The 7,647-nt window shown below is 60.9% G+C and carries 4 protein-coding genes; 3 read left to right on the top strand and 1 reads right to left on the bottom strand.

Annotation, left to right across the window (positions count from 1 at the left end; genetic code table 11):
- On the top strand, positions 1-300 hold a 300-nt coding region (locus D573_RS14485; RefSeq protein WP_155985502.1), incomplete at its 5' end, for an IS3 family transposase.
- A 624-nt stretch (positions 301-924) separates the two neighbouring features.
- Here the strand turns inward: D573_RS14485 and D573_RS0113135 are convergent.
- Positions 925-1,860 carry a response regulator gene (locus D573_RS0113135; RefSeq protein WP_018939081.1) on the bottom strand — a complete coding sequence of 312 codons (936 nt, stop codon included), beginning with the start codon at positions 1,858-1,860 and terminating at the stop codon, positions 925-927.
- An 874-nt stretch (positions 1,861-2,734) separates the two neighbouring features.
- Here D573_RS0113135 and D573_RS0113130 point away from each other — a divergent pair.
- Both D573_RS0113130 and D573_RS0113125 read left to right on the top strand, forming a co-directional pair.
- Positions 2,735-4,471 (top strand): EAL domain-containing protein, encoded by a 1,737-nt coding sequence (locus tag D573_RS0113130; RefSeq protein ID WP_018939080.1) that lies wholly within the window; start codon positions 2,735-2,737, stop codon positions 4,469-4,471.
- Between the two features lie 322 nt (positions 4,472-4,793).
- A complete protein-coding gene (locus tag D573_RS0113125; RefSeq protein WP_018939079.1) occupies positions 4,794-7,556 on the top strand; it encodes an ATP-binding protein in 2,763 nt (920 codons plus the stop codon).
- The last annotated feature ends 91 nt before the right edge of the window (positions 7,557-7,647 follow it).

Here is a 7,647-nt window from a genome sequence, read left to right as displayed (position 1 = left end):
CATTCAGATCGTGGGTGCCAATTTACGAGCGGTGACTATCAGCGCTTCCTGAGGCGGAATACGCTGCTGTGCAGCATGAGCAGCGTTGGCCACTGCGGTGACAATGCGGCTTGCGAGGGCTTCTTCGGCGTCCTAAAGCGCGAACGCGTACACCATCGGCGCTACCGGACACGAGACGAAGCACGGGCCGATCTGTTTGGCTACATTGAGCGGTTCCACAATCCAAGGATGCGGCGCCGCATCGCCATTCAGGATCTGAAGTTTTCAGCCCTTTCCAAACCGTCCGCCGAAACGGGGTAGAACCCGTCCCGAATCCGCCACGTTTGCACACGCCAAGAGTGCAACCATCGCCCGGTTCGAGGCTCTCTCGACGCGGGGGGACGGTCCCGCACCCCGCAGCGGACGTGTGATTAGATCGACGTTTCCCTTATGTGTCGCGCACTCCTGATAGGAGACCGCTCTGTGTACACGGGAAAACCAAAGGAGCGCCGCGTGGGAAGCCCTTGCGACGAACGAGTCTTTTTGGGGAATCGCGACTACGGGCCAAGAACAAAAAAGCCCTCGCGAACGATCACAGGGCTACGACTACAGGGGGATAGAGCCGCAGCCTTGCTTTCACGGGAACTTGGAGGATCCGGACGGAGGCTGGTAGCCACGTCCACGCCAGAGCAGGGTTCCCATTCGCGAGAGCTGAATTCAATGCTAGGCGCCACAACCCCGCACGACAACAAGAATCCCTTCCGCGATCGTTCCACACTGCAACAATCATCTTGTATGGATCGTCAAGGAAACACTGTTAAGTGTTTCCTTAGTGTGCCGATCCCCCATGGCTCAGTGGGTTGCCCCCGGCAGGGCGAGGAAAGTCGCATTCATGCAATAAAGAGCCCAGAGCAGCCAAATTCGGTGCCCGTCCCTACCCGTCCTTCAGACGAGTCCATCGAGGTACTCATGCATGCGATTCCAGCCCGAGTCCGTCAGATTCACCCGGACCCGGCGCTTGTCCATAGGATCCTGGAAACGTTCCACAAGCTCCTCCTTTTCGAGCATGTCTAGATACCGCGACGTGGTCGACAAGGGGACCCGCGCGCCGACCGCCAGGCTGGATACGTAGGTCAGGTGTCCCGACAACTGGTTCTGCACAAGATCCAGCAGCATATCCCATGCGGGATCCGACAAAAGACTGCCAGGGAAGCACTCCCGCCTCCGTTCGCGCTCGGCGATCAACCGACGGACCTGATCCAGAAGTGAGGATGCCTCGACGGGATCCCCCGGGGCCCTCTGGCCCACGGCAGCATCCTCGCGCTCATGAGGTCCGGGGCCGCCGCGGGGCATGCCGATCCGCATGGCGACCTGGGACACCTTCGACTGCAGGTCGCTCAGAAGCGAACGCATCACATCATGCTCCCCCTCCCGCTGCCTGGATTGTCGGGCACTCGCTACCGCCGCATGCACACCGTTCAGCAGGTCAGTCCTCGATACGGGCTTTGTCAGACAATCCCGTGCCCCATGTCGCATGGCCGATACCGTCGCGTCCATATCGAGATGACCGCTGACGCATACGATCGCCGGCGCCGCGTGCGGCGAAATGGAATCCCGTATCGCATGCATCAGGGCGAACCCATCCATTTCCGGCATTCGGAGATCCACAAGCACCGTCAGCAGCGACGGATATCCCCGCAGGAACGAGAGTGCCTGGCGACCATTCTCCGCCCCGATACACTCGATCCCGTCCGAACCAAGGGTGGCGAGGATCTCGTCGAGTACCGTCGCATCATCGTCGACGACCAGGACTTCGGGATGCCGGGTTGCGGACGAAATGACCTTGCGGAGCGCTTCACCGTCTGGGTTGTCAACGTCCAAGTCTATTCTCCCTTGTGCGTCATCGAAGCTCGTCGCTCGAGAAAACCACGCTTTCCTCTCGCTTTCAGAAGTATCGCTCTCAGAATGGAAGGGTTCTATATGCCTGTATGTTGTGGCGCCTATGCCCAGCATCTGACCACCGCCAGGTGGGCAGACCCAGAACCCTGCCTGCGGTAATGAACGAAGCCCGAAAATTCGGCCACGCGGTTGGAAGCGTGAGTCCCAGCGCCACTCCCGTGAGGGTCTCGGCCGAGTCACAACTCCATCCAGATTGGAACCATTCAGGAAATACCCCATCGTACTTTGCGCCAGTTCAACGATAGACTGCGAGCAGGTCCAAGCGGATAAAGGAAAAAAACGCTGTGTGTACACGCTCGCGCCGGAACCCTAGGGAGACGCTGATTAATTCGCACGTCCGCCTTGGTGCCCCATTTTTTCCGAGACAAGGCGCGGTGCGCAGCGGCGTAGTCACTCTACGGTCAAACGCCGCAACGCAGGATGGGGAACCTGGGGCGCCCCCCTGAACGCAGGGTCTCGTTCGCTCGTTATTGACCAAAAACGGGCACACGCATGGCGTTGCGATCCCCCTGTGCAGAATGACCGGACAGCCGTAACCGCGTAATAGACGCACGCAAACGGGACTCGCCCGCGAGCGTGTACATCAATCAGTGTTTCCCTGGCGACAAGCAGCCCAGATCACCGATCGAGATCGGATATCCCTGTCGCATATCTCTGGGGAAACGACGCGCCTGCATCAGTGCCGATGCAACCGCTTTATTGGACGGGGTCGGCGACATCGCTCGCCATCGGGTCCCGCTCCTCGCGAACGGCCCGAGCCTGCGAGGGCCCCGGAGATACGGATGGAGACAATCCAGTGATCGAACACGTGCTCGTGGTGGATGACTCGACGGAGACCACCGAGGAAATTATCGCCACTCTCAGGCGGCTCGGGATCAACGGTTATGTAGCGAATGACCTCACCTCGGCCAACCTCATTCTAGAGCGGACCCGAATCGACCTTGTGCTGCTCGATCTACGCCTGGGGAACGGAAACGGCCTGGATCTGCTGCCAAGGGTAGCGGCTCTGCCCCGCTTACCACCCCCGGTCGCTTTCGTGTCCGGCCTGGACCCCGATATCCTGATCAGTGCCGAGGATGTCGCGCGACGAGCGCGGCTACCAGTTGCCGGACACCTGGCCAAACCCCTCGGAACGCAGCAGCTTGCGGAACTGCTCGACTCGGTATCCCAGCGTCCCCTTCCGGAACACGTCGAGCCTCCGCCAATGGAGCCCTTGTCCATGGATGCCATGGAGCGCGCACTGGAACACGGCTGGGTGGTACCTTTCTTTCAGCCTCAGTATGACCTCGTGGACGGGACGTTGAGCGGTTTCGAGGCCCTGGCGCGCTACTTCCCGCCGGACCGCCCGGAACCCGTCGGTCCGGCCGCCTTCGCGGTCTATCTTGATTCCGAACGTTTCGCCTGGCGGATCTTCGAGTCGATGGCATGTCAGTCACTCGATCTCTTTGAACGTATGAACCACGGCGACCCGAATACCCGCCTGAGTATCAACCTGCCTGCGGAAATTTTCGCCGATCCCCGCTTCCCGGGAGAGCTGATTCGCTGGTGCCGCGACCGCGCATTTCCGCACGACCGTCTTGTACTCGAGTTGACCGAAACGCGCCTCAATCTGACCCCCGAACAGCGTATGGGCCTATCCAAGGCCCGCATTTCCGGCTTTGAACTGTCCCTGGACGACTTCGGAAGCGGCGCCTCGAATCTGGACCGCCTGGCCCAGCTGCCATTCACCGAGGTCAAGATTGATGCGTGGTTCCTGCTTCATGGTGAGGACGAAGGGCGTAACCATCACCTTCTCGGCGATATTGCCCGCCTCTGTCGTCAGCGGAATATCCGTACGGTCGTGGAAGGGGTCGGGGATTCCGCCCTCCTGGAGCTCGCCATCCGCGACGGGTTTAATGTCGGGCAGGGGTATCTCTTCGGTCGACCGATGAGTGCCGAGGACGCATCCAGCCTGCCGCTGGAACGCGACGAAATCGCAAGCCTGCGAACCATCACCATCAACAACGGATCGTCCCGTGCATCCCACGACCCGGTCCCGTCGCAGGACGAACTGGCGCTCCTGAACAGTCTGTGGGACGAAGCCTCGTCGCCAGAGCAAACGGGCCGCATCCAATCCATCACATCGGATTGCAGCGATCCCACACAACCCTGGTGCCTTATTGTGGAAGACGACGAGGTGGTTCGTGAAGAGATTGCGATCACGCTCAAGCAGGAGGGGCAAACATGCTGGATGGCCGAATCGCTTGAAGATTGTCGCTGGTCGCTGCGAAACATCGAGTCCATCGGAGTCATCTTCCTCGATCTGTGCCTGCCCGACGGGAATGGACTCGAAGTCCTAGAGCCCATTTTAAAAGCGGAGTACGGGCAGGCCCCTGCAGTCGTGGTACTGACCGGACGCGGATCCCCCGAAGTGAAGCGGTTTGCGGAGCGCGCGGGTGCGACACTTTATCTGGACAAACCCGCGAGCTCGATCCGGATCCGCCAGGCGTTCTACGCGGCGCTTGCCCACTATCGAACGCAGCTGAGCGCTTAGGGAAACACTGATTATGCACAAGCTCGACTGGGTAACCCGGTTGTCCCGAGACCCGGCACCCCACGAATCGGGCATTGGTTCTGTCTCCCGGTTTTTCAGGGATTCGTGGCGCAATGCAGGGCCGGGCAAAAGGGAGTGCCTACCCGACAAACCGCTGAATGGTTTCTGTCGGACACCCGCTGTTGATTCGGCCGCCCCGCGAGAACACCATGCCGCTGTCTCGGGCGAAATGCCGGCAGGTGCGTCGCCGCGCCCTGTTTCTATCCCAAAGCTGCTCGGCGCGCGCGCAGCTTCACCCGCGTCTGCGTAAGGACACCAACTAATGGCGCAATCGGACGTCCGGATCAGTCGATACCACCACCTGACAGTCGCGGCTGGCCTGGCATTGGCGGGCCACTTGATCAACTGGTTGCCCATTCCGCTTGGCTACGGTCTCGATCTGCTGCCCGGCCTGATATTCGCGTATATCGCCTTGCTATTGCTCGGCCCAGCCTGGGCATTGTTCGTTGTTGCCGTCAGTGTCATCCCGACCTATTGGCATTGGGGAGTCCCCTGGCCCGCGATGGTCATCTCGCTGGAGGTATTGATCGTCGGCCTACTGGCCCGGCGCTATACAGCGATCCCGCTTGCCTTCTGGGTCGCAATCTTCTGGGTTGTTATAGGGACACCCATCTGGCTCGTCCTGAATACACTGCTGATCCAGCTCGACCTGATTTCGGTCGCGCTGATCGTGATCAAACAGGCAATCAACGGCATTCTCTCGGCCTCGATAGCGGCTTTGCTCGTGTTCGCGTTCGTTGGCAGCCCTCACAGCGTGGACCGTCAGGCGCGCCCCGCCGTGTATTCCATGCATCACGTCCTGATCAATGTGCTGGTCATCCTGTTTGTGATCCCCATCACGTTGCTCGCGGTCCTTCAGGGGAATCACCTGCGACAAACGGTTCAGGAAACCCTGTATCAGAACCTCGCGCACGGTCTTGACATGCTCGAACACCACGTGCAAACCGCCGCCCAGAGAGGGATCGCGGATTTGCACCGCCGTGTTACCAGCGTGCCCAACCCGGATCTGTCCTCCCTGACCACCGATCCGGCCCGTGCGCACGGCGCCCCGACACCACAAACGCTGCTCTGCCCAGCCGATGACGGCTCCGGCGCATCACGCCCCCCAAGCTCGCAGCAAGCCTCCGAGAGGCTGTTTGAACAGGCTATCTGCAACTGGGCCCACGAAGCACCCACCGGCGTCCGACTGCATACCGAAGGTCCCGACGCAGAAGCGCGACTGATCGTCTGGCGCACCCTTGAGTTCCAGGACGATGTACAACGGATCGGCTTCACCCACGCTGAGCCCGCCGACTTCTTCCGGCGCAATACCGTGACGCCCCCGGTCAAGGACAACACCGAGTTCGCGCTTCGAAAACGCGACGGCACAAGCGTCTATCTCGTCGGAAACAACGGGGTCACCGAAGTCCTGGATTCAAGGGATTCGAGTCTGTGGAGCCGCATCGTCACCCGCCAGGAACCCGTCTACCAATGGCCGGACGACCGCCCCAGCGAAAGCGCCATGCACCAGTGGTCCGGATTGACGCTCTGGCTGGCGCGGCCCTCGACCGTGATCCCGGGCAGCCTGCTCACCGCGACTTTGACCCCGGCCGAGGCCGTTGCGTCCTACCGCGACTCGCTACTGACCCAGTTGACGATCCTGATAGCCATCCTTGCGGTCGGCTTCGCTCTGATTCTTGGGATAACGCGCGCATTCCGACAGGAAATCCAGCCCCATATCGACGCGGTCCTGGGCCTCGATGGGAATCAGCTGATTCCAATGATTCCGTCGCGATTCATGGAAACGCATTTGCTGAACCATTACCTGCGGCGAATGTCGCGCAAGATCCAGAGATCGACTCAGCGCTCACAGCGTGATGCCCGGCGCTTGGTTCGCCTGGTACGGAATGCCCCGGTGATCATCTGGGCCGGCCGGTTCGGCCCTGAGCGTACGATCGACCTGACCTTCGTCAGCCCCTCCGCTCGCCGGCTCACGGGGCACAGCGACTTTCCCTACACCGACAGCTGGCTGGAAATGGTCCACCCCGGGGATCAGGCCGCGGCCCGCGCGATGATTGGCCGCCTCTACCATGACGGGTACGCCTCCTGCGAATACCGTCTGGGCGACGCAACGGGCCACTACACCTGGGTCTACGAAGAGGCCTCGCGGCTGGATGATCTCGAAGACGGCGAGGACGAAGTGATTGGTCTGACTGTGGACATTTCACGGATCAAGGCCACCCAGGAGCAACTAGTCAGGAACGCCAAGATGGCCACCCTGGGCGAGATGGCCACGGGAATGGCGCACGAGCTGAACCAGCCGTTACAGGTCATCCAGCTCGCGGCGGACAACGCGCGCGAATCGCTTTCTCCCGAGATGCCCGCCGAAACCTTCGACTATGTGCGCGCCCGGCTTGACCGCATTGCCCAACAAGCGGAACGCGCCGCCGCAATCATCAACGACATGCGCGTATTCGGGCGCAGTCAAAAGAGTGAGGCACGTCAAGTTGCGATCGATTCGATCGTCGATCACGTGCTCCGCCTGATCGGCCAGCAGATCAAGGCCCGAGGAATCGAAATCGTTGTGGATCATCAGCAACCGCGAGGTATCGTTGACGCCAAACGCACCGATATCGAGCAGACGCTGGCCAACCTGCTGACAAACGCACGGGATGCAATCGACGCCCGCCAGCGGCGCCGCCACGACGATGACCTCAACTATTTCGTGGGTGCCATCCGCATCCGGACGTGTGTCGATGACGAACGACGGACGCTCATTCTGGAGGTCGAGGATAACGGCGGCGGCATCCCTGAAGAGCACTTCGAGCACGTATTGGAACCCTTCTACACGACCAAAGGCGAGACGCACGCAACGGGTCTGGGTCTTACCCTGGCCTTCGGCGTCGTGCATGACCTCGGGGGGCAGATGGATCTTCGGAATACCGATCAGGGACTGCGAATCACCGTCGCCCTGCCGTGCCACTCGATCGTCAACGATGGTGACCCGAACACCAGCGATCAGGAGCCAACGGGTATGCCGGCATGACCGCCATCTTGAGCACCTTTCCCACCGAAGGCCACACCCTCGACGCGCTGCGCGATACGATCCGGATCGCCCTCGGAGGCCCCCCCCCGCG

The sequence above is a fragment of the Thioalkalivibrio sp. AKL9 genome (assembly GCF_000377825.1).
In the GTDB taxonomy this organism is placed as follows: Bacteria; Pseudomonadota; Gammaproteobacteria; order Ectothiorhodospirales; family Ectothiorhodospiraceae; genus Thioalkalivibrio; species Thioalkalivibrio versutus.
Note: the sequence above shows the minus strand (reverse complement) of the source record. Positions and strands in the feature narration are given on the sequence as shown.

What these genes read in the sequence shown, in the direction of transcription:
- D573_RS0113125 (WP_018939079.1), top strand. Translation starts at nt 4,794, where the DNA reads ATGGCGCAATCGGACGTCCGGATCAGTCGATACCACCACCTGACAGTC.